Annotated in this window: 27 protein-coding genes and 3 tRNA genes; 16 read left to right on the forward strand and 14 right to left on the reverse strand. The window is 74.2% G+C overall.

Annotated elements, in window-relative coordinates; genetic code table 11:
- Positions 1–106: 106 nt before the first annotated feature.
- A complete protein-coding gene (locus IEY96_RS07365) occupies positions 107–1,282 on the reverse strand; it encodes an ROK family transcriptional regulator (RefSeq protein ID WP_189194028.1) in 1,176 nt (391 codons plus the stop codon).
- Between the two features lie 122 nt (positions 1,283–1,404).
- Between IEY96_RS07365 and IEY96_RS07370 the strand changes: the two genes are divergently transcribed.
- Both IEY96_RS07370 and IEY96_RS07375 read left to right on the forward strand, forming a co-directional pair.
- The gene (locus IEY96_RS07370) at positions 1,405–2,856 is read left to right on the forward strand and encodes a glycoside hydrolase family 3 N-terminal domain-containing protein (protein ID WP_189194029.1); all 1,452 of its coding nucleotides are present in this window, start codon (positions 1,405–1,407) and stop codon (positions 2,854–2,856) included.
- Between the two features lie 36 nt (positions 2,857–2,892).
- Positions 2,893–4,089 carry a PP2C family protein-serine/threonine phosphatase gene (locus tag IEY96_RS07375; RefSeq protein ID WP_189194030.1) on the forward strand — a complete coding sequence of 399 codons (1,197 nt, stop codon included), beginning with the start codon at positions 2,893–2,895 and terminating at the stop codon, positions 4,087–4,089.
- A gap of 6 nt (positions 4,090–4,095) precedes the next feature.
- On the opposite strand, the gene IEY96_RS07380 is transcribed toward IEY96_RS07375, so the two are convergent.
- Complete coding sequence (locus IEY96_RS07380; RefSeq protein ID WP_189194031.1) at positions 4,096–4,458, reverse strand: STAS domain-containing protein; 363 nt, start codon at positions 4,456–4,458, stop codon at positions 4,096–4,098.
- Between the two features lie 145 nt (positions 4,459–4,603).
- Here IEY96_RS07380 and IEY96_RS07385 point away from each other — a divergent pair, with 145 nt between their 5' ends.
- The 3 genes from IEY96_RS07385 to IEY96_RS07395 are packed head-to-tail and all read left to right on the forward strand — an operon-like array spanning position 4,604 to position 6,220.
- The gene (locus tag IEY96_RS07385) at positions 4,604–5,083 is read left to right on the forward strand and encodes a hypothetical protein (RefSeq protein WP_189194032.1); all 480 of its coding nucleotides are present in this window, start codon (positions 4,604–4,606) and stop codon (positions 5,081–5,083) included.
- A complete protein-coding gene (locus IEY96_RS07390) occupies positions 5,080–5,580 on the forward strand; it encodes a thiol-disulfide oxidoreductase DCC family protein (protein ID WP_189194033.1) in 501 nt (166 codons plus the stop codon). The genes IEY96_RS07385 and IEY96_RS07390 overlap by 4 nt, the downstream gene beginning before the upstream one ends.
- Entirely contained in the window at positions 5,513–6,220 is a 708-nt protein-coding gene (locus tag IEY96_RS07395; protein WP_189194034.1) for a TetR/AcrR family transcriptional regulator, read from the forward strand. The genes IEY96_RS07390 and IEY96_RS07395 overlap by 68 nt, the downstream gene beginning before the upstream one ends.
- A 177-nt stretch (positions 6,221–6,397) precedes the next feature.
- On the opposite strand, the gene IEY96_RS07400 is transcribed toward IEY96_RS07395, so the two are convergent.
- A complete protein-coding gene (locus IEY96_RS07400) occupies positions 6,398–7,063 on the reverse strand; it encodes a GNAT family N-acetyltransferase (RefSeq protein ID WP_189194035.1) in 666 nt (221 codons plus the stop codon).
- 128 nt (positions 7,064–7,191) lie between these two features.
- On the opposite strand from IEY96_RS07400, the gene IEY96_RS07405 reads away from it, so the two are divergent.
- From IEY96_RS07405 to IEY96_RS07420, 4 genes are all read left to right on the forward strand, one after another.
- Positions 7,192–7,887, forward strand: coding sequence for a response regulator transcription factor (locus IEY96_RS07405; protein WP_229791426.1), 696 nt, complete (start codon positions 7,192–7,194; stop codon positions 7,885–7,887).
- The gene (locus IEY96_RS07410; protein WP_189194036.1) at positions 7,880–8,902 is read left to right on the forward strand and encodes a sensor histidine kinase; all 1,023 of its coding nucleotides are present in this window, start codon (positions 7,880–7,882) and stop codon (positions 8,900–8,902) included. The genes IEY96_RS07405 and IEY96_RS07410 overlap by 8 nt, the downstream gene beginning before the upstream one ends.
- Before the next feature lie 64 nt (positions 8,903–8,966).
- Entirely contained in the window at positions 8,967–9,152 is a 186-nt protein-coding gene (locus tag IEY96_RS07415) for a DNA repair protein (protein ID WP_189194037.1), read from the forward strand.
- A 91-nt stretch (positions 9,153–9,243) separates the two neighbouring features.
- Complete coding sequence (locus IEY96_RS07420) at positions 9,244–9,759, forward strand: hypothetical protein (RefSeq protein WP_148427109.1); 516 nt, start codon at positions 9,244–9,246, stop codon at positions 9,757–9,759.
- A gap of 47 nt (positions 9,760–9,806) precedes the next feature.
- Here the strand turns inward: IEY96_RS07420 and IEY96_RS07425 are convergent, their stop codons facing one another.
- The 6 genes from IEY96_RS07425 to IEY96_RS07450 form a co-directional block, all read right to left on the reverse strand.
- Positions 9,807–10,544 carry a Clp protease N-terminal domain-containing protein gene (locus IEY96_RS07425; RefSeq protein WP_189194038.1) on the reverse strand — a complete coding sequence of 246 codons (738 nt, stop codon included), beginning with the start codon at positions 10,542–10,544 and terminating at the stop codon, positions 9,807–9,809.
- 116 nt (positions 10,545–10,660) lie between these two features.
- Positions 10,661–11,527 carry an LPXTG cell wall anchor domain-containing protein gene (locus tag IEY96_RS32525; protein ID WP_229791427.1) on the reverse strand — a complete coding sequence of 289 codons (867 nt, stop codon included), beginning with the start codon at positions 11,525–11,527 and terminating at the stop codon, positions 10,661–10,663.
- Between the two features lie 170 nt (positions 11,528–11,697).
- A complete protein-coding gene (locus tag IEY96_RS07435; protein ID WP_189194039.1) occupies positions 11,698–12,288 on the reverse strand; it encodes a hypothetical protein in 591 nt (196 codons plus the stop codon).
- A gap of 679 nt (positions 12,289–12,967) precedes the next feature.
- Positions 12,968–13,040: transfer RNA gene (locus IEY96_RS07440), tRNA-Lys, on the reverse strand.
- A gap of 83 nt (positions 13,041–13,123) precedes the next feature.
- The gene (locus tag IEY96_RS07445) at positions 13,124–14,098 is read right to left on the reverse strand and encodes an NADPH:quinone reductase (protein ID WP_189194040.1); all 975 of its coding nucleotides are present in this window, start codon (positions 14,096–14,098) and stop codon (positions 13,124–13,126) included.
- Positions 14,099–14,192: 94 nt separating this feature from the next.
- A tRNA-Lys gene (locus IEY96_RS07450) sits at positions 14,193–14,265 on the reverse strand.
- Between the two features lie 187 nt (positions 14,266–14,452).
- Between IEY96_RS07450 and IEY96_RS07455 the strand changes: the two genes are divergently transcribed.
- The gene (locus IEY96_RS07455; protein WP_189194041.1) at positions 14,453–15,718 is read left to right on the forward strand and encodes a L,D-transpeptidase; all 1,266 of its coding nucleotides are present in this window, start codon (positions 14,453–14,455) and stop codon (positions 15,716–15,718) included.
- Between the two features lie 214 nt (positions 15,719–15,932).
- Positions 15,933–17,231, forward strand: coding sequence for a L,D-transpeptidase (locus IEY96_RS07460; protein ID WP_189194042.1), 1,299 nt, complete (start codon positions 15,933–15,935; stop codon positions 17,229–17,231).
- Positions 17,232–17,335: 104 nt separating this feature from the next.
- On the opposite strand, the gene IEY96_RS07465 is transcribed toward IEY96_RS07460, so the two are convergent.
- Positions 17,336–17,411: transfer RNA gene (locus IEY96_RS07465), tRNA-His, on the reverse strand.
- A 102-nt stretch (positions 17,412–17,513) separates the two neighbouring features.
- Complete coding sequence (orn, locus tag IEY96_RS07470; RefSeq protein WP_189194043.1) at positions 17,514–18,104, reverse strand: oligoribonuclease; 591 nt, start codon at positions 18,102–18,104, stop codon at positions 17,514–17,516.
- A gap of 74 nt (positions 18,105–18,178) precedes the next feature.
- Between orn and IEY96_RS07475 the strand changes: the two genes are divergently transcribed.
- Positions 18,179–19,450, forward strand: coding sequence for a glycosyltransferase 87 family protein (locus IEY96_RS07475; RefSeq protein WP_189194044.1), 1,272 nt, complete (start codon positions 18,179–18,181; stop codon positions 19,448–19,450).
- 145 nt (positions 19,451–19,595) lie between these two features.
- Here the strand turns inward: IEY96_RS07475 and IEY96_RS33330 are convergent, their stop codons facing one another.
- The 3 genes from IEY96_RS33330 to IEY96_RS07490 form a co-directional block, all read right to left on the reverse strand.
- The gene (locus IEY96_RS33330) at positions 19,596–20,537 is read right to left on the reverse strand and encodes a hypothetical protein (RefSeq protein ID WP_189194045.1); all 942 of its coding nucleotides are present in this window, start codon (positions 20,535–20,537) and stop codon (positions 19,596–19,598) included.
- Between the two features lie 202 nt (positions 20,538–20,739).
- A complete protein-coding gene (locus tag IEY96_RS07485; protein ID WP_189194046.1) occupies positions 20,740–21,468 on the reverse strand; it encodes a YcnI family copper-binding membrane protein in 729 nt (242 codons plus the stop codon).
- Between the two features lie 16 nt (positions 21,469–21,484).
- Complete coding sequence (locus IEY96_RS07490; protein ID WP_189194047.1) at positions 21,485–23,167, reverse strand: copper resistance CopC/CopD family protein; 1,683 nt, start codon at positions 23,165–23,167, stop codon at positions 21,485–21,487.
- A 284-nt stretch (positions 23,168–23,451) separates the two neighbouring features.
- Here IEY96_RS07490 and IEY96_RS07495 point away from each other — a divergent pair, with 284 nt between their 5' ends.
- Genes IEY96_RS07495 through IEY96_RS07510 form a run of 4 tightly spaced genes read left to right on the forward strand, consistent with a single transcriptional unit; the run spans position 23,452 to position 26,390 of the window.
- Entirely contained in the window at positions 23,452–24,039 is a 588-nt protein-coding gene (locus tag IEY96_RS07495; RefSeq protein ID WP_107079070.1) for a sigma-70 family RNA polymerase sigma factor, read from the forward strand.
- 38 nt (positions 24,040–24,077) lie between these two features.
- A complete protein-coding gene (locus IEY96_RS07500; protein WP_229791428.1) occupies positions 24,078–24,596 on the forward strand; it encodes a MauE/DoxX family redox-associated membrane protein in 519 nt (172 codons plus the stop codon).
- A complete protein-coding gene (locus IEY96_RS07505; RefSeq protein WP_189194049.1) occupies positions 24,589–25,305 on the forward strand; it encodes a DsbA family protein in 717 nt (238 codons plus the stop codon). Before IEY96_RS07500 ends, IEY96_RS07505 begins: the two co-directional genes overlap by 8 nt.
- A complete protein-coding gene (locus tag IEY96_RS07510; RefSeq protein ID WP_444543425.1) occupies positions 25,302–26,390 on the forward strand; it encodes a hypothetical protein in 1,089 nt (362 codons plus the stop codon). The genes IEY96_RS07505 and IEY96_RS07510 overlap by 4 nt, the downstream gene beginning before the upstream one ends.
- Positions 26,391–26,418 lie beyond the last annotated feature (28 nt).

Here is a 26,418-nt window from a genome sequence, read left to right on the forward strand (position 1 = left end):
CCGGTGCGGCCCCCGACCGGGGGCCGCACCGGCAACTCCTTGCAGAGGCTCGCCGCTTCGTGAAGAATTCCTTCACATGGCGGCGCGGGCGACGACGGGCCGGCGGTCAGCCGACCGTCGAGCCGAACACCTCGTCGCGCACCGCGTCCAGGGCGGTACGCAGCGCGCCGCGCAGGATCGGCTCCTCGGTCAGCCCGGTGCTCACCACCCGCGGCCGGACCAGGGTGATGGCGGCGACCTCGTGCTGCACCCGCTCGGCCAGCGCCGCCCCGCCGGCCCGCCCCACCTCGCCGGCCAGCACCACGAGCGGCGGGTCGAGCACCACGCAGGTGCTGGCCACCCCGAGCGCCAGCCGGCGGGCCAGCTCGTCCAGCATCGGGCCCCCCTCGGTGCCGGCGGCGATGGCGGCGCGCACCGCGTCGGCCGCGCTGGCCGCGGCGAAGCCGTGCTCGGCGGCCACCGCGCGGACCGCGTCGGCCCCGGCGAGCTGCTGGAACGCCGGCTTGGCCCGCTTCGACACGTCCCGCGGGATGGGCACGCCGGGCACCGGCAGGTAGCCGATCTCGCCGGCCGCGCCGCTGCTGCCGTGGTGCAACCGCCCGCCCAGCATGATCGCCAGGCCCACGCCGGCGTCCACCCAGACCAGCACGAAGTCCGCCGTCCCCTGCGCCGCGCCGGACTGGGCCTCGGCCACGGCGGCCAGGTTCACGTCGTTCTCGAAGACCACCGGGGTGTGCAGGTCCTCGCGGAGCGCGGCGAGCAGGCCGCTGTGCCAGCGCGGCAGGTTGAACGCGAAGGTGATGTCGCCGGTGCCCGGGTCGACGAGACCGGGGGTGCCCAGCACGATCCGCCGTACGCTGGACAGCTCCGCGCCGGCGCTGCTGGCGGCCTGGACCACCGCGTTGTGCACCACGCCGACCGGGTCGTCGGTGTCCTTCGTGGACTGCTCGACCCGGCCCACCACCGCGCCGGTGATGTCGGCGCAGGCGGCCACCACCCGCTCGGCCCCGACGTCCACGCCGACCACGTACGCGCTGCCCGGGCGGACCGCGTAGAGCTGGGCGTTCGGGCCCCGCCCGCCGGCCTGCTCACCGACCCGGGCGACCAGGCCGCGTTCCTCCAGCCGTTCGACCAGCTGGGACGCGGTGACCTTGGAGAGCCCGGTCAGCTCGCCGATCCGCGCCCGGGTCAGTGGCCCCTGCTCGAGCAGCAGCTCCAGCGCCGCGCGGTCGTTGAGCGCCCGCAACAGTCGGGGGGTGCCGGGCAGCCGGGTCGCACTCATGCCACGTCCTCTATTTTCAGTAAAGTTTCTAAACCACAAACGCCTGCCGAGGGGTGTCCGTTAGCGTATCGGCCACCCCGATCCAAGGTCGTCGGACGACCCGGCAGGGAAAGGGGCTACTCGTGGGGTTGGATCCAGGACTCCGTCGGCTCGCGCTGGGCACGCTGCTGGCGGCGTACCCCGGCCCGGTCCCGCCCGACTGGGCGGTCGACCTGCTCGCCGACGGGCTCGCCGGGCACACCCTGTTCGGCACCAACGTCCACGACCCGGCCCAGCTGGCGGCGACCACGGCGGCGCTGCGCGCCGGCCGCCCGGACGTGCTCATCGCGATCGACGAGGAGGGCGGGGACGTCACCCGGCTGGCGCACGCCACCGGCAGCCCGTACCCGGGCAACGCCGCCCTCGGCGCGGTCGACGACCTGACCCTCACCCGCCAGGTGTACGCGGCGATCGGCGCCGAGCTGGCCGCCCTCGGCATCAACCTGGACCTCGCGCCGACCGTGGACGTGAACACCGCCGACGAGAACCCGGTGATCGGCACCCGCTCGTTCGGCGCCGACCCGGCCCGGGTGGCCGCCCACTCGGCCGCCGCGGTCGCCGGCCTCCAGTCCGCCGGGGTGGCCGCCTGCGCCAAGCACTTCCCCGGGCACGGCGCGACGGTCGCCGACTCCCACTACGAGCTGCCCACCGTCGACGTGTCGCCGGCCGTGCTGCGCGAGCGCGATTTGCCGCCGTTCGCCGCGGTGGTGGACGCCGGGGTACGCGCCGTCATGACCGCGCACATCCGGGTGCCCGCGCTGACCGGCGACGGTCCGGCCACCTTCAGCCGGGCGGTCCTGGTCGACCTGCTGCGCCGCGAGTACGGCTTCACCGGCGCCGTGATCACCGACGCGCTGGAGATGAAGGGCGCCGCGCTCGCCGCCGGCGGGGTGGGACCGGCCGCGGTCCGCGCCCTGGCCGCCGGGGCGGACCTGCTCTGCATCGGCGCCAAGGTCGACGCCGACCTGGTGGCGCACGTCGTCGAGGAGATCGTCGCGGCGCTCGCCGACGGCCGGCTGGACCAGGCCCGGGTCGAGGAGGCCGCCGGCCGGGCCGCCGAGCTGGCCGCCTGGACCGCCACGGGCGTCACCGCGGCCACGACCCCGGACGGCCTCGGCTACGCCGCCGCCCTGCGCGCGGTACGCGTGGAGGGCGACGTCACCGGCCTGGCCGCGCCGCTGGTGGTGCAGGTGCACGCCACCTCCACCATCGCCGAGGGGCGGGTGCCGTGGGGGCTGGGCCCGCACCTGGCCGGGGCCGAGGTGGTCCGCGCCGTCGCCGGCGAGACCGACCCGGAGGAGCTGCGCGGGCTCGCCGGTGAGCGGCCCATCGTGCTGGTCGGCCGGCACCTGCACCGGCTGCCCGGGGCCCGAGAGCTGGTCGACGCGCTGGCCGCCACGCACCCGGTGACCGTGGTGGAGATGGGCTGGCCCGGCGACTGGCGGCCGGCCGGCGCCCGGGCCTTCGTCACCACGTACGGCGCCAGCCACGCCAACGGCCGCGCGGCGGCACAGGTGCTCGGTCTGGCCGGCTGAGGTCTGCCGGGCCCTGTTGCGGGGTACTCCGGCCGGATGAGCACAGTCGACCCCTGGCACCGGGCGCTGGCCGACCTGGTCTTCCGGTCCCACCGGGTGCCGCCGGAGGCGCTGTCCACGGCGGTGACCGCGGCGGTGCGCGACCTCGGCGTGACCGTGACGACCTACGTGGTGGACGTCGAGCAGGAGCTGCTGCGCCCGCTGCCCGAGCCGGGTCGGCCGCTGCCGGATCCGCTGCCGATCGACGCCAGCCTGCCCGGCCGCGCCTACACCGAGGTACGGGTGCGCGCCGGGCAGGACGGCCGGCTCTGGGTGCCGGTAGTCGACGGCACCGAGCGGCTGGGTCTGCTGGAGGTCGGGCTGCCGGCCGGGGCGGACCCGGACGACCCGGCCCTGCGGGACGGCTGCCGGGCAGTCGCCGGCCTGGTCGGGCACCTGGTGGCCAGCAAGTCCGCGTACGGGGACGGCCTCCAGCGCGCCCGGCGGAGCGAGCCCATGGCGGTCTCCGCCGAGCTGCTCTGGCAACTGCTCCCGCCGCTCACCTTCGCCGTCGACACGGTGGTCGTCAGCGCGATCCTGGAGCCCTGTTACGAGGTGGGCGGGGACGCGTTCGACTACGCGCTGGACGGCGGCCGGCTCGCGCTCGCGGTGCTGGACGGCGTCGGCCACGGGCTGCCGGCGACCCTGACCACGGCGGTGGCGCTCGCCGCGCTGCGGGCCGCCCGGCGCACCGGCGGTGGACTGGCGGAGCAGATCGCCGCCGTGGAGACGGCGCTGCGCAGCCAGTGGCGGGACGGGCGGTTCGTGACCGCCGTGCTGGCCGAGATCGAGGTCGACACGGGCCTGATCCGGTACGTCAACGCCGGGCATCCCGCCCCGGTGCTGCTGCGCCGGGGACGGGCCGTACGCGCCCTGACCGGCGGGCGCCGCCCGCCGCTCGGGCTGAACCTGCCCGGCGGCGAGCCCGGCGAGGCCCGGCTGGAGCCGGAGGACCGGCTGCTGCTCTACACCGACGGGGTGACCGAGGCCCGGGACGCGACCGGGGAGATGTTCGGGCTGCCCCGGCTCGCCGACCTCGCCGAGCGGCACATCGGCTCGGAGCTTCCCGCGCCGGAGACGCTGCGCCGGCTGGCTCGGGCCGTGGCCGCGTACCGGGGCACCGCCTCCCTCGACGACGCCACCATGGTGCTGGTGGAGTGGTCCGGCGCGGCGGCCGCCCGGGTGGAGCCCTGAGCGGGCTCAGCGCAACCGGCGCCAGCCGGGCTCCACGGCGGAGCTGCCGTCGCCTCTCCCGCCCGGCCAGCCGAGCAGCACGTCGACCGCGGTGATCCGCAGCACCTTGGCCACCACCGGCTGCGGGTCGGCCACCCGGAGGGAGGCGCCCCGGCCGACCGCCTCGGCCGCGCCGCGCAGCAGGGCGGCCACCCCGGTCGAGTCGAGGAACGGGACCGCGCCGAGGTCGACCACGATCTCCACCAGGCCGGGCCGGTCCAGCACCTCGTCGAGCGCCCGGTCGAACGCGGGCACCCCGGCCATGTCGAGGTCGCCGACCGGGCTGAGGAACAGCCGGCCCTTCCCCGCGTCCCGCGTACCGATCTCCATGACCCGCCCGTCCGCTCCGCCAACGCCGTCGCGACCATACCGGCCGCGCGGGATCCGCGCGACGGGCAGCTACTTGAACGCGTTCAAATACTGTCGTACGCTGAGCCCGACTTCGATTTGAACGTGTTCAAGAGAGGCGACGGCGATGGATGCGAAGGTCTGGATGTACCTGGCCTACCTCGCGGTCAGCATCGGGCTGACCGTCTGGGTGGCCCGGGCGCTGTCCCGCAACGGGCTGGTGTTCCTGGAGGACGTCTTCGCCGACAAGCGGCTGGCCGACGCGGTCAACAGCCTGCTGGTGGTCGGCTTCTACCTGCTCAACCTCGGCTACGTCACGGTGGCCATGAAGGAGGCCGGCCCGGTGGGCGACACCAGCCAGGCGCTGGAACAGCTCTCCATGAAGGTGGGCCTCGTGCTGCTGGTCCTCGGCGCGCTGCACTTCTTCAACGTCTTCGCGCTCGGCCGCTACCGGCGCGGGCGGCTGCGCCAGCAGGCGGCCGCGCACCCGCCGCTCGCCCCGGTCGGCTACCTCCTGCCGCAGGGCGGCCCCCGACCGGTCAACCCGGCCGGATCGGCGCCGGCCGGGCCCACGCCGGGGCAGACGCCGCCCGCCCCGCCACGATGACGCTCGCCCCGGGCGGGCGCCCGACGGATCCCACCGGGCACGGGGCCGGTGGGATCCGCGGGTTCACCGTCCTCTACGACGCGCACTGCCCGCTCTGCCGGGCCGCCCGCCAGTGGCTCGCGTCGCGCGCCCAGCTCGTACCCCTGGAGTTCGTGCCGGCCGGGTCGGCGGAGGCCCGGCGGCGCTTCCCCGGGCTCGACCACGACGCCACGCTGCGGGACCTGACCGTGGTGGCCGACACCGGCGCGGTCTACGCGGGCGACGGTGCCTGGTTCGCCTGCCTCTGGGCCCTGGCCGACCACCGCACGACGGCCGAGCGGCTGGCCCGCCCGCACCTGCTGCCGCTGGCCCGGCGGGTGGTGACGACCGCCTCCGCGGTGCGTGAGCTGGTCCGGGAACCGCGGCCGGACCCGGGATACGGTGACGACGATGACCGAGCAGACTGCGCCGACGACCGCTGCGGACGGCCCGAGCACCGGGGCGACGGCCCGGGGTGAGCAGACCCGCCAGCTGATCCTGGACACCGCGATGCGGCTGTTCCGCGAGCGGGGGTACGCGCGCACCACCATGCGCGCCATCGCCCAGGAGGCCGGCGTGGCGGTGGGCAACGCCTACTACTACTTCGGCTCCAAGGAACACCTGATCCAGGAGTTCTACGCGGAGACCCAGCGTGAACACCAGGTGGTGGCCGCGCCGGCGCTGGCGCGGGAGCGGGACTTCGCCGCCCGGCTGGCCGCCGTGCTGCACGCCGGGGTGGACGTGCTGACGCCGTACCACTCGTTCGCCGCCAGCTTCTTCAAGACGGCGGCCGAGCCCACCTCGCCGCTCAGCCCGTTCTCCGCCGAGTCGTCCGGCGCGCGGGAGGCGTCGGTCGCGCTCTTCCGCGAGGTGCTGGAGGGTTCGGCCGCCAAGGTGGACGCCGACCTGCGCGAATCCCTGCCGGAGCTGCTCTGGCTCGGCTACATGGGCGTGGTGCTCTACTGGGTGCACGACCGCTCCCCCGGCCAGGCCAAGACCCGCCAGCTCATCGACGGCGCGGTCCCGCTGGTCGACCGGCTGGTGGGGCTGTCCCGGCTCCGGGTGCTGCGCCCCGTGACCCGCCAGGTGGTCACCTTGATCCACACGCTGCGTCACTGACCGCCCCGACCACCCCGCCGGACTGAATCGCAGGTCAAGTCCGCAACCGGACAGGGGTCACCGGCCCGTCACCCCTTGCTCGACACGCAGCGGACACATAGCGTTACCAGGGTCGGGACCTGGGGGGAGAGGCCGCGGACCGTGGATCCGGCCCGGGATCCACGGTCCGCGCCCGCCTCAGTGCGGGAAGACCCCGTACGAGGTCCAGCCCCGGTCCGGGAAGCCGGCCGCCTCGGCCACCCGCGCCGAGGCGTGGTTGTCGTGGTTGTGCAGGTAGGTGGGGACCGCTCCCTCGTCCAGCACCCGCCGGGCCGCCTGGGCGACCAGCCGCCGGGCCAGCCCGCGCCCCCGCGCCGCCGGCGCCGTGCCCACCGCCAGCTCGTGCCCGTACGCGTCGTGCCGCTTGATCCCCGCGCCGGCCTGGTACGCCCCGTCGGCGTCCCGGACCACCAGCACCTCCCGGTCGAACAGCCGCAGCCACGGCGGCAGCCCCGGCGTGGTGGGCGCGACCCACTCGCCGACGTCCGGCAGCGGCGCCGGAGCGGTGCTCCACCGGAACAGCCCGGCGTGGGTGGCGAACTCCGGCGCGCCGACCGCCGCCGGAAGGGCGGGCAGCAGACGTGCGCCGGGCCGCTCCCGGACCAGATCCCGGACCGCGGCGGCCCGGTCCGGCGGCACCGACAGGAGCGCGCACTCCGGGGAGGCGACCGCGATGGCCGGGCGCAGCCGGCCGTCCCAGGCCGGCCGGGCCCGCCGGTGCGACCGGACCACGTGCAGCCCGGGACCGGCCGGCCACTGCCCCAACCAGGTCGCCAGGTGCAGGAACAATCGCCGGTCGAGCACGTGATCACCGTACGCCCGCCGCGCCGGTCCGGCGCGCCGGATCCACCCGCCCGGCGCCGTAAGAACTCGGCAATAGATCGACTACTCGCCCGTGGCTACGCTGACCTCCGGGTACGGGGAGGTGCGCCGTGGCGCAACGGGTGCTGATGGTCGACGACGACCGGACGGTCGCCGACGTGGTCTGCCGCTACCTGGAGCACGCCGGCTACGAGGTCGAGCACGTCGGCGACGGTGCCGCCGCGCTGGCCGCCGTGGCGCGGCAGCCGCCCCAGCTGGTGGTGCTCGACCTCATGCTGCCGGTGCTGGACGGGCTGGAGGTCTGCCGGCGGCTGCGGGAGCGGCCGGACGGCGTACCCATCGTCATGCTCACGGCCCGCGGCGACGAGGCCGACCGGATCCTGGGCCTGCAACTGGGCGCCGACGACTACCTGAGCAAGCCGTTCTCGCCCCGCGAACTGGTGCTGCGGGTCCGCTCGGTGCTGCGCCGGGCCGGCGGCGACCCGGCCGGCGTACCCCCGGAACTGCTCACCGACGGCGGCCTGGAGGTGGCGACCGGCCCCCGGGTGGCCCGGCTGCACGGCCGGGAGCTGACCCTGACCCTGCGCGAGTTCGACCTGCTGGCGCACCTGATGCGGCACCCGGCGCGGGCGTTCCGCCGGGCCGAGCTGCTGGAGCGGGTCTGGGGGTGGCGCTTCGGCGACCAGTCGACGGTGACCGTGCACGTACGACGGCTGCGGGAGAAGATCGAGGCCGACCCGGCCGACCCCCGCCGGATCGTCACCGTCTGGGGCGTCGGCTACCGGTACGAGCCGGCCGATGCGTGACCTCGCGCTGATCTTCGGGGCGGCCCTGGTCGCGGCGCTGGCCGTCGGGCTGGCCGGCGCGGTGGCGCTGCGGTCGCTGCGCGGCCGGTCGATCACCGTGCACATCTCGGTGCTGCTCGCCATGACGGTCGGCGCCGTGGCGGCCGGGGTGGCGGTGGTCGCCGAGGCGATGTTCCTCTCCCCGCACGACCTCGAGGTGGTGCTGACCACGGTGTCCGCCGCCGCGGTGGTGAGCCTCGCCGTCGGCTGGCTGTTCGGTCGCCGGCTGGCCGCCGCCGCCGTCTGGGCCGACCAGGCGCGGGAGCGGGAGCGCCGGATCGAGAAGGGGCGCCGCGACCTGGTCGCCTGGGTCTCGCACGACCTGCGCACCCCGCTCGCCGGGCTGCGGGCGATGGCCGAGGCGCTGGAGGACGGGGTGGTGGGCGATCCGGCGACGGTGGCGGAGTACCACCGCCGGATCCGGGTGGAGACCGACCGGATGACCCGGCTGGTCGACGACCTGTTCGAGCTGTCCCGGATCAACGCGGGCGCGCTGCGGCTGTCGCTGTCCGCCGTGCCGCTCGGTGACGTGGTCTCCGACGCGCTGGCCGGCACGGCGCCGCTGGCCGCCGCGCGCCGGATCCGGCTGCTCGCCCCGGAGTCGGGCTGGCCGACCGTGACCGCGAGCGAGCCGGAGCTGGCCCGGGTGGTGGGGAACCTGCTGCTCAACGCGATCCGCTACACCCCGGAGGACGGCACCGTCCGGGTGGACGCCGGCCGGGACGCCGACACCGCCTGGCTGGCCGTCGCGGACACCTGCGGCGGGATCCCGGAGCGCGACCTGCCCCGGGTGTTCGACGTGGCGTTCCGGGGCGAGCCGGCGCGGACGCCGCGCGCGGCCGACGACGGCGGTTCCGGCGGGCTGGGGCTGGCCATCGTGCGCGGGCTGATTGAGGCGCACGGCGGGCGGGTAGATGTCCAGAACATCACCGACGGCTGCCGGTTCGTGGTCCGACTGCCGGCCACGGGAACCTGACGCATCGATCCGGCGTCATATTCATTTCCATACATGTACAAGTTTCTCTGGGACGGTAATGGTCATGCCGAATCAGCCGAATGACCGGTACCAGCAGGACGCCGAGCAGCGCTGGCAGGCCGTCGAGGCCGCCGGGCGGTTCCCGGCGCAGGCCGACTACCGGGGGGCGCGGCGCGGGTCGTTCTCCTGGGCCGAACTGAACGCGCTGCCAGCCGGCGCCTCCACCCGCCGCGGCCTCACCGCCCGCTGACACGCCCGGGCGCTCCGCACCGAGCTTTCGCACAGGTGTCCTGTAGCGTCTTGTGGTCCGAATACGGCCTACCACAGGAGAAGCTCCGCGCATGGGCAAGAAGACGATCCACGTCTCCGACTTCACCGGCCAGGTGCTGGGCCCCGACGACGAGGTGGTCAAGGTCGTCGTGCTGGAGCACCCGGACCTGGTCGCCGGGCCCGTGCAACTGGACGCCACCCCGGTCGAGGTGGAGAGCATCGACGACGCCGCGCTGGACGTCGCCGTCGTGGAGATCCACGACAAGCACGGCGGGGGCGAGCCGCGCCGGGTGGTGCTGACCGCCAGCGAGTTCGACGCGATGGCCACCGACGTGCCGATGGCGCAACTGCTGCGTACCGCCGAGCGGGTGAAGCCGCCCAAGGCCCGGCGCGGCGCCGAGAAGATCGACTACGGCACCATCGAGCACGCCGGCAAGCCGCACCGCGGCCGGGTCACCGAGGAGGAGGCCCGACTGGTTCGCGACCGGCTCGACGAGGTGAACAAGCGCCTCGCCGACGCGGGGATCCGCCAGGTCGACCCGGCCGACCCGGAGCACGCGGCCCGCTACGGCTTCCCCACCGCCTGACGCACGCCGGGCACGCGCCCCCGTGGCGCGTGCCCGGCCGGCGCGGGTCAGGCCCGCTTGCGGGCGATCTCGGCCAGGGCGCCCTCGACCGCGGACTCCAGCGCCGCCTTCTCCAGCCCGAGGCCGGTGAGCACGCCGTCGCCGCCCTCCTCCTCGAGCAGGGCGAGCAGGATGTGCTCGGTGCCGACGTAGTTGTGGCCCAGTCGCAGCGCCTCCCGGAAGGTCAGCTCCAGGACCTTCTTGGCCCGCGCGTCGTAGGGAATCAGGTCCGGCACCTGGTCGGCCTTCGCCGGCAGGGTCGCGCTGACCACCTCCCGCAGCCGCTCCAGGGGTACGCCGCGAGCCACGATCAGCGCGGCGGCCAGGCCCTCCGGCTCGGCGAGCAGGCCGAGGGCGACGTGCCCCGGCGTGATCTCGGCGTTGCCGGCGGCGCGCGCCTCCTCCTGGGAACTCAGCACCACGTTGCGGGCACGCGGGGTGAACCGGCCGAAGCCGGCGTTCGGGTCGAGCGCGGCGGCCGTCTCGGCCTTCGCGGCGGACCGCTTCTGGGCGGCCTGCTTGGTGACCCCCATGCTGCGGCCGATCTCCGTCCAGGAGGCCCCGGACCGGCGGGCCTGGTCGACGAAGTGCCCGATCAGGTGGTCGGCCACGTCGCCCAGGTGATCGGCGACCAGGACGGCGCCGGCGAGCTGGTCCAGCGCGTCCGTGTGCGCCTTCTTGATGCCCTCGATCAGCTCGTCGAGGCGTACCGGGTGGTTCATCTTCAGCGGCTCTGTCTCCTCCATGCGTCAACCATAGGTTGACGCTCCTCGCGCGTCAACCATCGGTTGACGATCTCCACCGGACATGACACAGCGCCCCGGCCCGCGGGGAGCGGGCCGGGGCGCGGTGCGGCGTGCCGTCAGGCGACGAAGCGGGTGCGGCGGCGCCGGGCGATCAGATAACCGCCCCCGCCGAGCAGCAGCAGCGCCCCGCCGGCCCCGGCCAGGACGCCGACGTTGGTGCCGGTCACCGGCAGGCCACCGCCGCCGCCCGTGCCGCCATCACCGGGCGCACCCGCGGTGCCGGTGGGTACGGCCGTCGGCACGGCGCCGCCCGTCGGGGTCGCGGTCGGCGTCGCGGTCGGGGTGGGCTGGGTGGTCGGCGGCGTGACCAACTGGGCGTACGCGAAGTTGATCGGCCGCGGCGTCTCCGGCAGCGGCAGCTCCCGCTCGGCCAGCGTCAGGGCCGCCTCGGTGCCGCGTACGGCCTTGGTGCCCTGGCCGGCGTCGCCGTCGGCGAGCTGCTGGACACCGCCCTGGGCGTCGACCCACTGCTTGCTGTACCAGTGGAAGACGATCGAGGTGACCTTGTCGGGCCGCGCGTCTGCCTTGACGGTCACCACGTCACCGACGATCGCCAGGGTCTGCTTCGCGGCCAGCTCGCTGTCGAACTCGCACCAGGCGGCCTCCAGGTTGCTGTCCACCACGTACCAGCAGTTGTCGTGCTTCACGGCGAGGTCCAGGTCGTCGAGCACCCGGATCTGAACCACCAGGCCCGACACCGGGGCGTCGCCGAGGTTGGTCACGCCGAGCGCGGCGGGTACCACCTCGCCCGCCTTGACCGGGTACTTCCTGTTGAGCCCGGTGGCCGGATCCCGCTCGGTGACGGCGGCCAGAGTGGCGCTGTCCGGGGCCGGAGCGGCGTGCCCGGCGGACGGCAGGGCGGTGACGCCGGCGGCGAGGACCGAGGCCCCCAGGGCGAGGCGGGCGGCGAAACGTGCGGTCATGCGAAAACCCCCGTATTCAGGATGACCGCAAGACCCTACCGACGTTCTTCGGCCGTCGGTGCCCGGCAAATGACCCATAGCGGACCTGTCGCTCCACTGTGGCCGGCACCTCACCACGGACAGAGACGCCGCTGGCCGGCACCCCCTCGGGGTGCCGGCCAGCGTTTGGCTCAGCTGTTCCAGTTGTGGGCGACGATGTCGGCGGCCTGCTGCTCCCACTGCGCGTAGGCGTCCGGGTAGGCCGACACCTGCACGGTCTGGGCGGCCTCGGTCAGCGGCATGTCCTGCCAACCATCAACCTGCTTCAGACCCTTCAGGAACGCCAGCGTCGAGTACTCCGGGTCGGTGATCTGCTCCGGCGTGCCCCAACCACTGGACGGGCGCTGCTGGAACAGACCCAGCGAGTCATGATCGTTCTTGTCGCCGAGGTGGCCCAGGTTCTCCAGCTTCGACTCCTGCAGGCTCGTGGCGATCGAGATGACCGCGGCCCGCTCCGGCAGACCCGCCTTCTTCGTCGCAGCGATGATCGCCTTGGCGTTGGCGGTCTGCTCGTCGTTCAGGGTGATCTTCGACTGGGCGCCCTGCACACCGTGCGGGATCAGCTTCGCGGTGTCCGGCTTGTCGGCCTGCACGGCCACGGCGACGGGCTTGCCCTCGACGGGGCCGGCGTCGGCGTGGGCGGCGACCGGACCGGCGAAGACGCCGCCGGTGAAGGCCAGACCAGCAATACCGAGCACGCTCTTACGCAGCATCGTGTTCATGGGAAAGCTCCATTCGGGGGTCGGCGCACACACAAGCCGATGGGGGTCGGCCGGGTGTGGTGGTGTGCGCAAGCACCGTCAGGCGCTCAAAAGTCTCGGGGGATCATCCGGTGCGCGGGGCAAAGCCTCTTCGTCGCGCCGGGACCATGTACAACGACCGGCGGCCCACCATCATTCCGGGCCCGGCCACCCCGCCTCGCGGGGTGCCTTTCCTCGGTCGTTCACCCGGATACAACGACGCGCACCCGCCCGCAATTCCGCCACCCGGGTGCCGCCGACCACCCGACGAACCGGACACCCCGCCCACGCCGGCCCGGTCGGTGGAACGTCATGGGTGTATCCGGACCTCGGTGACACCCATGACGTTCCACCCACGGCCCCCGCGCCCCGTCGATGGAGCGCCATGGAGGTTTCCGGACCTCCGAGACACCCATGACGTTCGACCCAACAGCCCCGCGCACCGCCGGTGGAACGCCATGTAGGTATCCCGGCCCCGGAGACAGACATGGCGTTCCACTCAGCCGTCGGGGCTAGGGTGGAAACGGACATTCGCCCCAAGGTCGGCGCTGGCGGCGGCCGACAGGGGGCTCGGTTCCTGGATGGGCCGGCGAGTGCGGCGGGGCGGGTGCCGGAAAAGCGTCAGGCCCGATCCGAGGGAGGACCGGGCCTGACCCAACCGTGCGCCGCCAGGGACTCGAACCCCGAACCCGCGGATTAAGAGTCCGCTGCTCTGCCAGTTGAGCTAGCGGCGCTCGCTGGCAACGGCAGGAACGGTAACACGCCGCCAGACGGCCCCCTTCCAGGGGCGGCCACCGTTCCCGCAGAGGGCCGGCGGCTACGGCCGGATCACCACCCGCCGGCCGCGCAGCTCCCCCTGCTCCAGCATCCGGTGCGCCTCGCCGACCGCCGACAACGGCAGCGGCACGACCTCGCGCGGGGCCACCCGACCGGCGGTGAGCAGCCGGTTCACCGCGCCCGCGGCCTCGGCCAGCTCAGAAGCGGTGGCGTGGGAGATCACGAACCCGGTGATGGTGCGGTCGTTCAGGTAGAGCGACCCGGCCGGCAGCACCGGTCGGGAGCGGAGGCCGGCCAGCAGCACGATCCGCCCGCGCAGCGCCAGCAGGTCGACGATCGACTCAAGTTCGTTGCGACCGGAGGTGTCCAGGTACATGTCCATGCCGTCGGGGCACACCGACCGCAGCCGGCTCAGCAGGCCCGGGTCCCGGTAGTCGAGGACCTCCGCGGCGCCGAGCCGGCGGCAGTAGCCGGCGTCGGCCGCTGACGCGGTGGCCACCACCCGGGCGTCCGCCGCCGCGGCGAGGGTGACGAGCGCCGCCCCGACGTTGCCCGCGGCGCCCTCGACCACCACGGTCTCCCCCGGTCGGAGCCGGCCGTGCACGAACAGCGCCAGGTACGCCGTGGCGGTCGGATGCAGCACGGTGACCGCGGTCGCCGGGTCGACCCCGTCGGGCAGCCGGTAGAGCCGGTCCGCCGGCACGACGGCCTGCTCGGCGGCGGCGCCCTGCCGGCCGTCGTACCCGAGGCTGTTGCACCAGACCAGGTCGCCGGCGCGGAGGCCGGGAACGCCGGGACCCGCCTCGGCCACCCGACCGACCAGGTCACGGCCGACCACGAACGGCAGCGGCATGGCCGTGGGGTACGCCCCGGAGCGGACGAAGGTGTCGACGGGGTTGACCGTGGTGGCGAGCACGTCGACCAGCGCGTCGGTCGGCCCGGGGCGCGGCGCCGGCAGTTCGCCGTACCGGATCTCGGTGGCCGGCCCGGGGCGCTCGATGTAGGCGGCTCGCATGCCCTCATTCTGGTCACCGGCCGGGCGGGAGCCGGTGGCGTGCGAAAAAGCTCAGGCCCGGTGCGATCGCACCGGGCCTGAGCTTCGCTTGTCGTGCGCCGCCAGGGACTCGAACCCCGAACCCGCGGATTAAGAGTCCGCTGCTCTGCCAGTTGAGCTAGCGGCGCTCGCTGACAACGGGAAGAACCTTAGCACGCCCCCAGACCCGGGTTCCAATCCGATACCGGGCTCCACCCTTCGGTCGAGCTTAACCGGCGAAAGCCCACAAACTTCGCAGCTCTCGGATCGAGGGGCGCAGGGCGCGGGCCCTCATGCGGCACGATGTCCGCCAGGCACGCGAGAACAGAGGTGGGGATGGGCAGGTTCGCGCGGACGGGGGCGGTGGTGGGCGTCCTGGTCCTCACGGCGTCGCTGGCACTGACGGGGTGTGGCAACGACCAGAAGAAGCCGGCGTTCGTGGCCGGCGCGCAGCAGGGCGACGCGGTCCCGACCACGTCGCCGGGCACGACGGGCGACCCGAGCCAGTCCGCCCTGCCGGCGCTGGCGGTCAGCCCGGCCGACGGGTCCGACAAGCGGCCGGTCAGCACCGAGATCAGCGCGCGGATCCCCGGTGGCGGCACGGTGTCGAAGGTCGTCCTCACCGCCGCCGACGGCGCCACCGTCGCCGGCCGGCTGCGCCGGGACGGCTCGTCGTGGGTGCCGTCGGCCCCGCTGAAGTACGGGACCCGGTACACCGCCACGGTCACCGGCACCGGCACGGACGGTCAGGCCCGGCAGGGCACCAGCAGCTTCACCACGATGGCCAAGCCGAAGTCGATGATCGGCTCCGGGCTCTACATGTTCAGCGGCAAGACGTACGGGGTGGCGATGCCGGTGGTCGCCGAGTTCTCGCCGGGCATCCCGAAGAAGGACCGCGCCGCGGTGCAGAAGCGGATGTTCGTGCAGACCGACCCGCCGCAGCCGGGCGCCTGGCACTGGCTCTACAACGGCACGCAGGCCTACTACCGGGCGCCGGAGTACTGGAAGCCGGGCACCACGATCACTGTCCGGCTGGCGCTGGCCGGGATCCCGCTGAGCAACGGCCGCTACGGCAACGTCGACCGGAGCGCCACCGCCAAGATCGGCCGCGCGTTCGAGATGAAGGTCGACAACGCGACCAAGCAGATGACGGTCTACGAGAACGGCGCGGTGGTCCGCACCCTCCCGGTGAGCCTCGGCAAGAAGAGCACCCCCTCCTCCAGCGGCACCATGGTGGTGATGGAGAAGAAGGAGTCCACGGTCTTCGACACCCGGGACGAGCCGGACCCCGACAACCAGTACGTCACCAAGATCGACTTTGCGCAGCGGATCACCTGGGGCGGCGAGTACATCCATGCGGCGCCCTGGTCCGAGGGGGTGCAGGGCAGGGCGAACGTCTCGCACGGCTGCGTCAACGTCTCGATGGCGAACGGCCGGTGGCTCTTCGGCAAGACGCTTGTCGGCGACCCGATCACGGTGCGGGGCACCGAGCGCCGGCTGGAGCCGGGCAACGGCTGGACGGCCTGGAGCATGAGCTGGTCGGAGTTCGTCGAGGGCAGCGCCCTGCCGGTGCCGAAGGGCGGCCAGGGATCGCCCTTCTGAGCAGGCGTAACGTGGGCGGACGCGTCATCGTCGGTGGCCGTTCGCCCGCGTACCGCCGGGTGGCGGAGGGATCACTCCGCTCGACAAAGCGCCGCACGATATCGGAATCGTTACATCACGGGCGGGGTGTTTCGGTTCACGTCCGGCAACGGGTAACCGTTCCGGTGCGTCTGTAGGGGACGATGGGACCCGGGACCACGACTGTGAGGGAAACATGCGAGCTAGCCAGGACGAGCTGATCCGGGGCGGCACCGCCCGGCGCGGCGGGCGACGCCGCGTGTTCGCGGCCGCGGTGCTCGCCGCCGCCATGGCCCTGACCGGCTGCACCAGTGGCGGCGGCGACGACAAGCCGTCGAGCTGGCAGGGGGGTGGGGAGAAGGGCCCGAAGGCGGCGGCCACCATCACCGAGCCCGCGGCCGACGCCAAGGACGTGCCGGCCTCCACGGCCGTCACCTTCACGACGAAGGACGCGCAGGAGACCACCGTCGAGCTGAAGGACTCCGCCGGCAAGGCCGTCGAGGGCCAGCTCGCGAAGGACGGGAAGAGCTGGCTGCCGGACGGCGCGCTGGACTACGGCGAGACCTACACCGCGACGGTGACCGCGACGGGCGACGACGGCAAGGCGGCCACCGCGACCAGCACCTTCTCCACCATGGCCAAGCCGGGCAAGCAGATCCGGGTCACCAGCTTCCTGGGCGACAACCAGGTCGTCGGGGTGGCCATGCCGCTGATCGTCAAGTTCGGCCGGGCCATCCCGGAGGACTACCGCGACGACCTGCAGCGCCGGATGACGGTCACCGCCAAGCCCGCCCAGGAGGGCATCTGGCACTGGGTGAGCCCGACCGAGGTGCGCTACCGGCCGAAGGAGTTCTGGAAGGCCAACAGCACGGTGACCTACAAGGTCCAGGCGGGTGGGCTGCCGCTCGGCGACGGCTGGTACGGGCGTTCCGACCTGACCGTCGACATCAAGATCGGCCCGTCGTTCGTGATGACCGTCGACAACCGCACCAAGAAGATGACGGTCACCAGGGACGGCAAGGTGATCAAGACGATCCTCGTGAGCCTCGGCAAGAAGACCACCCCGTCGTCCAGCGGCACCATGGTGGTGATCGAGAAGCTCCGCCACACGGTCTTCGACACCATGGAGGAGCTGGGCCCGGAGGAGGGCTACCGCACCGAGATCGACTACGCCCAGCGGCTCACCTGGGGCGGCGAGTTCATCCACGCCGCGCCCTGGTCCGAGGGCGTGCAGGGCAGGACGAACGTCTCGCACGGCTGCGTGAACGTCTCGATGAAGGACGGCAACTGGCTCTTCGCCAACACCCGGATCGGCGACCCGATCACGGTGAAGGGCACCGAGCGCAGGCTCCAGAACGGCAACGGCTGGACCGACTGGAACATGAGCTGGGACGAGTACGTGAAGGGCAGCGCCGTGCCGTACGAGCCGCCGGCCGAGCCGGGCGACGACACCAGCCCGAGCGCGGACGAGCCGAGCGTCGAACCGACCCCCTGATCGACGGCACCGAGCGGCCTCCTCCACCCGGAGGGGGCCGCTCGCCGTTGCGGGGACCGGAAAACGATCGAAGCCCCCTCCCGGAGGAGGGGGCTTCGATCATCTGGGGTGACTGATGGGAATTGAACCCACGACAACCGGGACCACAACCCGGTGCTCTGCCAACTGAGCTACAGCCACCATGCTCTCCGCGCCGGTCGACCCGGGCGGTGCGCGGACTAATAATAGCCACACCCCTGCCGGCCCCGTCCACCGGGTTCGGGCCGGCCCGCCCGGCGGGGCTCAGAGCTGGGCGGCGATCGCCTTGGCGCTCTCCACGTCCGGGCCGGGCAGCGGCACGAAGACGGTCCGCCGGTAGTACTCCAGCTCGCGGATGCTCTCCCGGATGTCGGCCAGCGCCCGGTGGGCCAGCCCCTTCTGCGGCTGGCCGAAGTACACCCGCGGGTACCAGCGCCGGCAGAGTTCCTTGATCGAGGAGACGTCGATCATCCGGTAGTGCAGGTGGGCGTCGAGCCGGGGCATGTCGCGGGCGATGAAGCCCCGGTCGGTGGCGATGGAGTTGCCGCAGAGCGGGGCGGTCCGCGGGTCCTTCACGTGGCTGGCGACGTAGTCGAGCACCATGTCCTCGGCCTCGGCCAGGGTGACCGTGGAGCGGCGTACCTCCTCGGTGAGGCCGGACTTGGCGTGCATGGTGCGCACGATCTCCGGCATCGCCTCCAGCGCCGCCTCGTCGGCGTGGATGACCACGTCGACACCCTCTCCCAGCACGTTCAGGTCGGGGTCGGTGACGAGCGCGGCGACCTCGATCAGCGCGTCCCGCCCGAGGTCCAACCCGGTCATCTCACAGTCGATCCAGACGAGAAGATCAGCCACCGGGACAGACTACGCGCCGCCGACCCGCCCGCGCCTGAAGCACCCTCGCCCAGGTGGACCGCTAGGGTTTCCCCGTGCCAGCCGAACCCGTCGCACCACCCGCCGTCACCGATGACGATCCGGGCGGCCGTACGGCTCGTCGGCTGGTCACGGTGGTGGCGCTCGCGGCGGTGCTGCCGGCGCTCTACCTGCCGGGCCTGGTGCACAACTTCTTCGACCTCAAGATCTACATGCGGGCGATGGACTGGTGGGCGGCCGGCAACCCGCTCTACGACTACGTCCAGCCGGACCGGGTGCAGGGCGCGCTCTACTTCACCTATCCCCCGTTCGCGGCGCTGCTGCTGCGGCCGTTCGCGCTGCTGCCGCTCGGCGCCACCATCGCGATCTTCACGGTGCTGACCGTGGTCGGCGTGGTGGTGACCACCCGCTGGCTGGTGCTGCCCGTCATCCGGCGGCACGACCTGCCGAGGCTGTTCACGGTCACGGTCGCCGTGCTGCTGGTCCTGGCCGTCGAGAGCACCCGGGAGACGCTCACCTTCGGGCAGATCAACATGCTGCTGGTGGTGCTGATCCTGGGCGACCTGCTGTTCGGCGTACCGCAGGGGCGGCGCTGGGCCGGCGTGGGCGTCGGGCTGGCGACGGCGCTCAAGCTCTTCCCCGGCATCTTCGTGCTCTACCTGCTGGCCACCCGGCGCTGGCGGGCGGCGGCGGTGGCCTCGGTGACCGCGGCGTTGGCCACGCTGCTCGCGGCCGCGGTCGCGCCCGGCGACTCGTGGCGGTTCTGGACCCACGAGTTGTGGGCGACCGACCGGGTGGGCCGGACCGACTACACCGGCAACCAGTCCCTGTTCGGCCTGCTCAGCCGCATCACCGCGCCGGACAAGCCCAGCCAGCTCCCGTGGCTGCTGCTGGCGCTGCTGGTCGCCGGGTACGGGCTGTGGCGGGCCGCCCGTGCCGCGCGGGCCGGGGACGCGCTGGCCGGCCTCACCCTGACCGGCCTGGTTGGCGGGCTGGTCAGCCCGATCACCTGGACCCACCACCTGTACTGGTTCATCCCGGCGGCGGTGGTGCTGGTCGACGCGGCGCTGGACGCCGACCGGGGCACGGTGGCGGGCGCCCGCCGGCGGCGCCGGCTGCTCGTCCTCGCCGTCGGCACCGGCTTCGTGATCGTCTACGGGGTGGTCACCTTCCAGGACTGGGGCGTCGCCCCGGCGCGCACCGACAACCCCGGCGAGTTCGTCACCCGCAACGCGTACGTGCTGCTCAGCCTGCTGCTGCTGGTCGTGCTGCCCACCCGCCGGCCGGCGCCGGAGCGGGCCGACGCCGCGGCCGGAAACTTGCACTAACTGGACAGAACTCGCGACAAGCGGCGTTCGGCGCTAATCTGGTCCCAACTACCTCAGGTTTCTCCCAGGTAGCACCGAATTCCCCCGGTGACGGTGGCCCTCCGCGTCGGCAGCGCGGAGGGCCACCCGCCGTGTGGGGCGGGTGTCACTCGTCGACCGGCGTGGCCGGCCGGACCGGCCGGGGCGTCTCCGCGGCGGTCACCGGGGGCCACGACCAGTCCGTGTCGGCCGGCAGGTCGGCCAGGCTCACCGACCGCCGGGTCGGCACCGGGCCGATCGCCGCGCGGGACCGCTCGGCGGGCGCCGAGCCGACGGAGACCAGTTGCCGGTCGGGCAGGGTGGACGGCTCCGACCGCTGGCCCAGCCCGCTGAGCGAGCTGACCCCCAGCCGCCCGGCCAGCACGGGAACCTGGTCCGGCTCGACGACGAAGACCACCTCGCGCGGGCGGGCCGGACGCAGCAGCAGCACCACGGCGAGGACCACCAGCAGCGTCCCGCCGGCCAGCAGCGCCCAGGCCACCCCCGGGAACCAGCCGGCGCGCAGCTCGGCGCGCAGGTCCAGGGCCAGGTCGGCCCGCCCGTCCGGCCGCATCACCACCAGGCTGAGCGACCGGTCGGCCAACTCGGCCGGGCTCCACTCCAGGGCGCCGATCCCCTCGCGTACCCAGAAGTCCGCGCCGAGCGGGACGGCGGCGGCGGTGCCGGCGGTGGCCGGGTCGAGGCGGACCGGCAGCGACCCGCGGGACAGGGCGACCCGGCGCACGGTGGCGTGCGGGACGTCGGCCAGCCACCGCCGCACCTGGTCGGTCGGGGCGAGGCCGAGGAAGGCCGGGCCGTCGGCGGTCCGCGCGGTGAGCCGCAGCCGGGCCTGACCGGCCCGGGCGACCGGCGCCTCGGCGCGGAGCAGCGCGTCCACGTCGGACACCACGACCGCGCGGGCGGGGGTGCGGACCGTCTCGAAGCGGGCGGCGAAGCCGCCGTCCGGGTCGGCGTGCCGAGCGGCGAGCCAGAGCCCGGTGCCCGCCAGCAGAGCCGGAATTCCCACGGTCAACAGCAGCATGCCGGCGATCGTGCGCACGAAACGCATTCGCGTCGTCCCCCTCGGTAGCGAAGTACCCGCCGACCTTACCGACGGCGACCGCACAATCGCCGGATATCCACGGCAAGCACCTGAAGGACCGCGGAAGGGCCGCCGGCCCGCCGGAAGATCCGGGCGACCATTCCGGCTCGGCGTGTCTGGCGCCACGCCGCGACGCGGAACGGTCGACGGACCGGCGGGCGGGCGCAGGTCAGGACTTCGCGGCGGTCTCCCGGCGGGTACGCAGGAAGGCCAGCCCGCCGAGGACCAGGCCGGCCAGGCCGGCGACCAGACCGGCCACACCGAACGCGGTGGCCGCGCCGGTGTCGGCGTCGTCATCGTCGTCGTCCGCGGCGGCCGCCGGGGCGCTCGCGGCCGGCGACGCGGACGCCGAGGCGGCGGTGAGGGTGAGCACCGGGGCCGGGTTCTCCGGCTCCTCCCCGCCCGGGGTGGGCTCCTCGATCCAGCGGGAGACGTTGCCGTCCGAGTAGGTCTGGAGCACCTTGAACACCATCCGGTCCGCCTGCGGCAGCGGGCCCATCGACACCGGGAACTCCTGGAACTCGCCCGGCTTGACCCCGCCGTTCGGCGCCGCCGTCCAGGTGAGCTTGGAGACGGCCTCGGTGAGCTGGCTGCCGTGCACCTCGATCGGCGGGTCGACCTTGCGCTTCTCCACCGCCACCGTCCAGCCGGGCACCGGCATGGTGGAGACCGAGCCGACCGGGGCGTTCTCCGGCAGGTTCACCTCGACCTTGGTGGTCGACGCCGTGTCGCTCTCGTTCGGCACCCGGAAGGCGAAGCGGCCGTAGCCGCCCTGCGTGGCCTCCTTCGGGTTGACGGTGACGTGCGCCGAAGCCGGCCCGGCCAGGCCGAGCACGGCCGTGGCCACGGCGGCGAGGGTGAGCGCGGCGGCGGTTGCGGGACGCCGGAGACGGATCATGTGGGCGAGCCTTCCGTTACTTGACGGGCACGGTGGCGGTCACCGTGGCCTGGTCGATCTCGGACGTACGGACGGTGAAGCGCAGCTGCCACTGCCCCGCCGCCGGGAGGCTGATCTCACCGGTGGCGTGGTTGTCGGTCAGCGGCAGCAGCGGGATCGTGATCGGCTCGATGCCGGCCGAGGGCAGCGCGGCGGTGGCCTTCCACTCCTGCACCGGCTGGGGCCGGTTGTCCTTCGTGTACGCGTAGAGGTGCAGCGAGTTGTTGCCGGTCTCGGCCGGATCCAGCTCGACCTGGAGCGAGTAGATCGGGCTGCTCAGCGTGGTGGAGAAGTAGCCGGCCGGGGTGCCGGCCACGTCGGCCGAGGCGGTCCGGGCCGGGGTGGTCTGCACGAGCGTCGCCGAGACGCCCAGCACCACCGCGGTGATCGCCAGCTCGGCCAGCACCGCCCGCCGCATCGACCCCGGGCACCCCGCGGCGGTGCGCCGCCGGACCAGCGCCCGGGAGTACGCCGCCACCCCGATCACCAGCGCGAACAGCACGATCTTGGCGAGCAGCAGCCGCCCGTACGTGGTGTCGACAAGCGCCTTCGGGGTCGCCACCTCGATCAGCCCCTGCACGGTGCCGGCGAGCAGCAGCGCGGCCACGGCCAGCGCCGCCCAGCGGGACCAGATCGGCAGGATCGCGTCCAGCTCCCGCTCGTCGGCCCGGCGCAGCAGGAAGACCGCGAGCATCACGAGGCCGCCCAGCCAGACGGCCATGCTGCCCAGGTGCACGGCGTCCACCACCACCGACACGGCGGGCGCGGGCGACGCGGCCGGGTGCCCGGCGAGGGGCCAGGTGAACAGCGCCGCCCCGCCCAGGATGGCCAGGATGAGCCCGTCGGTGCGGCCGACCGGGCCGGCGAAGAGCGGGCGGAGCAGGAACGCCGCCGCGGCGAGCAGGCCGAGCCGGACCAGGTGGGCGGTGCCGTACGTGCTGCCCAGCACGTCGCCGAAGCCGGAGCCGGAGACGTCGAACAGGCCGCCGCCGTTGGTGTAGGGCACCTGGAGCCACAGCTCGGCGAGGGTGGCCACGGCCAGCAGGCCCAGCCCCGACCAGGCCAGCCGGGCGGGGCCGCGCCGGGACAGCCGGCGCGGCCAGAGCGCGGCCAGCACCAGGGCCGGGCCGACGAGCAGCAGCAGCCCGGCGTAGCCCAGGTACTTGGCCACCTTGACGGCGTTGCCCACCACCGGGTTCGCCCGGGTGTCCGTGCCGGTGTCGGTCGGTGGCGTGGACGGCGCGCCGACCGAGTAGGTGAACGCCCCGGAGACCGGGTGGCTGTCGGCCGAGATCACCCGGTAGCTGACCAGGTAGGTGCCGCGCGCGCCGGACGGGTCCACCGGGATGGTGACCACCGAGCCCTTGAAGGTGGGCTCACCCCGGTCGGCCCGGGAGCCGTCGGGCGCGATCACCCGGATCTTGTCGGGGACCTTCCGGACCCCCTCGCTGAAGGTGATCACCACCTCGGCGGGCGCGCTGGGCACCACGGCCGAGGCGGCGGGGCTGCTGCTCACCAGCACCGCATGGGCGCTGGCCGGGGTGGCCGGGGCCAGCAGGAGGGCGACGAGGGTGACCAGCAGTCCGGCGGCGGCCCCCAGCCGGGCGACCCGGCGACGGTCGGCGCCGGCCACGGGGCGGCGGCGTACGGCAGCAGTCATGACCGTCATGCTTCCCGAACCGTGCGGCGCCCGGCGACCCGACCTCATCCGCGTCCCGGCGCCATGGACGGCCGCCCGGCGCGGACCGGCCGGGCGGGATGGCCCACCGGCGGGGCCTGCGGGGCCGCCCCGGCCGGCCGGACGGAGCGCGCCGCACGCACGTCGTCGCAGTTCACGAGAAGGTAGTCGGCGGGCCGGCGGGAAAAGTTCCCGGCGTGGGCCGGACCACGGAATGGGCCGAAGGACCCTGTCGGGCACCCGTACGCCGCGTAACCTCGTCTGTCGTGATCCCCGCCCCGCGCGACACCTCCGCCGGCCGCCCCGCGGCGGCCCACGAGGCTGCGCGGGACGCCGCGACCGACTGCGCGCTGGCCGCCCGCGACGGCGACCCGGCCGCCCAGGCCGCCTTCGTCCGGGCCACCCAGGCCGAGGTGTGGCGCTTCGCCGCCGCCCTGGTCGACCCGGACAGCGCGGACGACCTCACCCAGGAGACGTACCTGCGGGCGTTCCGGGCGCTGCCCGGCTTCGAAGGGCGGTCCACCGCGCGGACCTGGCTGCTCGGCATCGCCCGGCGGGCCTGCGCCGACCACCTGCGCACCGTGGTCCGCCGCCGGCGGCTGGACCAGCGGCTCGCCGCGCACGCGGCCGCCGACCGGCCGTACCCGGACCCCGCCGGGCAGCTCGGCGCCACCGACCTGGTCCGCCGGCTCCCCGCCGAACGGCGCTCCGCGTTCGTGCTCACCCAGCTGCTCGGCCTGTCGTACGCCGAGGCCGCCGCGGTGGAGGGGGTGCCGGTGGGCACCATCCGCTCCCGGGTGGCCCGGGCCCGCGACGAGCTGGTCGCTGCCGTCGGCGACGCGCTGGCGGGTTGATCGTGGAACTTTCGTCGGAGACGGGCCGTCCAACGACCGTGACCGCATCCCGTACCCGGGCCGCCCGCCGGCCCGCCGTCCGGCCCTGGCTCGGCATCGCGGCCCGCCTCGGCCTGGCCGCCGTCTGGTTGCTCGCCGGTGGCGCGAAGGTCGACGACCTGGCCGCCTCCGGGCGGGCCGTCAACGCCTACCAGGTGATGCCGTACGACCTGGCCACCGTGATCGGCGCCGCGCTGCCCTTCGTCGAGCTGGCGCTCGGCGTGCTCCTGCTGGTCGGGCTGGCCACGCGGGTGGTCGCGGGCGTCTCCGCGGCGCTGCTGCTGGTCTTCGTCACCGGCATCGCCTCGGCCTGGTCCCGCGGCCTGGCCATCGACTGCGGGTGCTTCGGCAGCGGCGGGCAGCTCGCCGCCGGCCAGGCCCCGAGCTACCTCCCGGAGATCCTCCGGGACCTGGGATTCCTGGTACTGGCCGGATTCCTGCTGATCTGGCCCCGCACCCCGTTCTCGGTGGACGGCTGGCTGGCGGGCGAAGCACCCGTGGAGGACGTCGATGAGTAGTCGCAAGGGGCGGAAGAACGCGGCCCAGGTGGTCCGCGCCCAGATCGCCCGGGAGAAGCGGCGCACCCGTACGATCTGGACCTCCGTCGCCGCAGTGGCGGTGCTCGTGATCGCCGGGTTGATCGGCTGGGCGGTCTACTCCAGCCAGAAGTCGGAGACCTTCACCACCCCGCCCGGCGCCAACCCGCCCGGCACCGCCATCGTCCTCGGCCAGGGCCCGGTCACCGTCGACCTCTACGAGGACTACCTCTGCCCGGTCTGCAAGCAGTTCCAGCAGACCAGCGGCGAGACGCTCAACCAGCTGATCAGCGAGGGCAAGATCCGGGTGAACTTCCACCCGGTGGCCTTCCTCAACCGCTTCTCCACCACCGAGTACTCCACCCGCTCCTCGGCCGCCGCGGGCTGCGCCGCGCAGGGCGGCAAGTTCAAGGAGTTCACCGACCAGCTCTTCGCCCGGCAACCGGCCGAGGGCAGCGCCGGGCTCAGCGACGACGAGCTGATCGACATCGGCGCCGGCGTCGGGCTGAACCGGGACGACTTCGGCTCCTGCGTCAACGACGGCAAGTACAAGGGGTGGACCGAGCACGTCACCGACGACGCCAGCAAGTCCGGCGTGACCGGCACACCGACCATCCGAGTGAACGGCAAGGACGTCGCGGACCGCTCTCCGGAGGGGATCAGGGCGGCCGTGGAGGCGGCCGGCAAGTGATCCCCGCACCGCTGCGGCGGGCCGGCCTGGTGGTCACCGCCGCGCTCGCCGCGCTCCTCGCCCTCGCCACTCCGGCCTCCGCGCACGGCGGGGACGCCCCGGCCGGCACCGACTACCGGGCCGAGGTCACCGGGATCGGCCCCGCCCGGCCCGGGCTCACCGCCCGGATGGTCGAGGCCGGCGCCCGGCTGGAGCTGACCAACCGCACCGGGGCCGACATCGAGGTACTCGGCTACTCCGGCGAGCCGTACCTGCGGATCGGCTCCGGCGGGGTGTACGAGAACAGCCGCTCCCCCGCCACCTACCTGAACCGCACCCTCGCCGGGGACACCCCGCTGCCGCCGGAGGCCGACCCCGCGGCCGCGCCGGCCTGGCGGCGGATCTCCGACGGCCCGACCGCCCGCTGGCACGACCAGCGGACCCTCTGGCTGGAGTCGGAACCGCCCGCCCAGGTGGCCGCCGACCCGGGCCGTGAGCAGCGGGTCCGCGACTGGGTGGTGCCGCTTCGCGCCGGCACCGCGACGGTCGAGGTGCGCGGCACCCTGGACTGGGTGCCGCCGCCGGACGCGTACCCCTGGTGGGTGGCGGCCACCCTCGGCTTCCTGGTCATCGGCGCGGCCGGGCTGGTCCCGGCCGGCACCGCCACCGGTGTCCGCGCGCTGCGCGGGGTCGGCGCGCTGCTCGCCCTGGGCGGGGCGGCGGCCGTGGCGTTCACCGTCGGCAAGGCCGTGGACACCGGCGCGGCCGGGGCCGGCGGGGTGCTGCTCGAACTGCTCACCGGTCAGCTGTGGACGTTGCTCACCGGGCTCGGTGCGCTCGCCGCCGGCGGGTACGCCCTGGCCCGCCGCCCCGCCGCCGACTTCGCGCTGGCACTGGCGGGCGCCTGCCTGACCCTGTTCGTCGGGATCGCGAACGTGGCCGTCCTGTCCCGTTCGGTGCCCCCGGTGGCCGGCCCACCCGGCCTCACCCGCGTGCTGGTCACCGTGGCCCTGGCCGCGGGCGCCGGCGCGGTGGCCGCCGGCCTGCTCCGCCTGCGCACCGCCTCGCGAGCGGCCCTGCACACCAGGGCGGCCCCGGTCCGCTGACCCCTCTCGCGATCGTGCGGTTGCGGCC

The sequence above is a fragment of the Micromonospora fulviviridis genome, assembly GCF_014648395.1.
In the GTDB taxonomy this organism is placed as follows: Bacteria; Actinomycetota; Actinomycetes; order Mycobacteriales; family Micromonosporaceae; genus Micromonospora; species Micromonospora fulviviridis.

Excerpts from the sequence above, each read along its gene's own strand:
- IEY96_RS07365 (WP_189194028.1), bottom strand. The coding sequence starts at position 1,282 with ATGAGTGCGACCCGGCTGCCCGGCACCCCCCGACTGTTGCGGGCGCTC.
- IEY96_RS07375 (WP_189194030.1), top strand. The coding sequence starts at position 2,893 with ATGAGCACAGTCGACCCCTGGCACCGGGCGCTGGCCGACCTGGTCTTC.
- IEY96_RS07380 (WP_189194031.1), bottom strand. The coding sequence starts at position 4,458 with ATGGAGATCGGTACGCGGGACGCGGGGAAGGGCCGGCTGTTCCTCAGC.
- IEY96_RS07385 (WP_189194032.1), top strand. The coding sequence starts at position 4,604 with ATGGATGCGAAGGTCTGGATGTACCTGGCCTACCTCGCGGTCAGCATC.
- IEY96_RS07390 (WP_189194033.1), top strand. The coding sequence starts at position 5,080 with ATGACGCTCGCCCCGGGCGGGCGCCCGACGGATCCCACCGGGCACGGG.
- IEY96_RS07395 (WP_189194034.1), top strand. The coding sequence starts at position 5,513 with ATGACCGAGCAGACTGCGCCGACGACCGCTGCGGACGGCCCGAGCACC.
- IEY96_RS07410 (WP_189194036.1), top strand. The coding sequence starts at position 7,880 with ATGCGTGACCTCGCGCTGATCTTCGGGGCGGCCCTGGTCGCGGCGCTG.
- IEY96_RS07415 (WP_189194037.1), top strand. The coding sequence starts at position 8,967 with ATGCCGAATCAGCCGAATGACCGGTACCAGCAGGACGCCGAGCAGCGC.
- IEY96_RS07420 (WP_148427109.1), top strand. The coding sequence starts at position 9,244 with ATGGGCAAGAAGACGATCCACGTCTCCGACTTCACCGGCCAGGTGCTG.
- IEY96_RS07425 (WP_189194038.1), bottom strand. The coding sequence starts at position 10,544 with ATGGAGGAGACAGAGCCGCTGAAGATGAACCACCCGGTACGCCTCGAC.
- IEY96_RS32525 (WP_229791427.1), bottom strand. The coding sequence starts at position 11,527 with ATGACCGCACGTTTCGCCGCCCGCCTCGCCCTGGGGGCCTCGGTCCTC.
- IEY96_RS07435 (WP_189194039.1), bottom strand. The coding sequence starts at position 12,288 with ATGAACACGATGCTGCGTAAGAGCGTGCTCGGTATTGCTGGTCTGGCC.
- IEY96_RS07445 (WP_189194040.1), bottom strand. The coding sequence starts at position 14,098 with ATGCGAGCCGCCTACATCGAGCGCCCCGGGCCGGCCACCGAGATCCGG.
- IEY96_RS07455 (WP_189194041.1), top strand. The coding sequence starts at position 14,453 with ATGGGCAGGTTCGCGCGGACGGGGGCGGTGGTGGGCGTCCTGGTCCTC.
- IEY96_RS07460 (WP_189194042.1), top strand. The coding sequence starts at position 15,933 with ATGCGAGCTAGCCAGGACGAGCTGATCCGGGGCGGCACCGCCCGGCGC.
- IEY96_RS33330 (WP_189194045.1), bottom strand. The coding sequence starts at position 20,537 with ATGCGTTTCGTGCGCACGATCGCCGGCATGCTGCTGTTGACCGTGGGA.
- IEY96_RS07485 (WP_189194046.1), bottom strand. The coding sequence starts at position 21,468 with ATGATCCGTCTCCGGCGTCCCGCAACCGCCGCCGCGCTCACCCTCGCC.
- IEY96_RS07490 (WP_189194047.1), bottom strand. The coding sequence starts at position 23,167 with ATGACTGCTGCCGTACGCCGCCGCCCCGTGGCCGGCGCCGACCGTCGC.
- IEY96_RS07505 (WP_189194049.1), top strand. The coding sequence starts at position 24,589 with ATGAGTAGTCGCAAGGGGCGGAAGAACGCGGCCCAGGTGGTCCGCGCC.